This window comes from Schumannella sp. 10F1B-5-1 (assembly GCF_006517535.1).
Classification (GTDB): Bacteria; Actinomycetota; Actinomycetes; order Actinomycetales; family Microbacteriaceae; genus Schumannella.
In genome coordinates, this window is record NZ_VHQH01000004.1 from 1 (window position 1) to 313 (window position 313).

General features: G+C 71.2%; 1 protein-coding gene. It reads left to right on the forward strand.

The genetic code is table 11. The features are described from left to right. Positions 1-313, forward strand: a 313-nt coding sequence (locus tag FJ658_RS03545; RefSeq protein WP_181408309.1) for a chorismate-binding protein, incomplete at both ends; no start/stop codon positions are given.

A 313-nucleotide genomic window follows, 5' to 3' on the forward strand; every position in this document is an offset into this window, starting at 1 on the left:
ACCGCCCTCGTGTCGGCTTCGCCCGAGCGCTTCCTCGAGATCGACGCGTCGGGGCTCGTGCGCACGAGCCCCATCAAGGGCACCCGCCCTCGCGACCCCCGCCCCGACGAGGACGCGCGCCTGCACGGCGAGCTCGTGGCGAGCGAGAAGGAGCGCGCCGAGAACCTCATGATCGTCGACCTCATGCGCAACGACCTCTCGCGGGTGTGCGAGCTCGGCTCGGTGGCGGTGACGCGGCTGCTCGAGGTGGAGTCGTACCAGCACGTGCACCAGCTCGTGTCGACGATCGAGGGCCGTCTGCTGCCCGGGATGG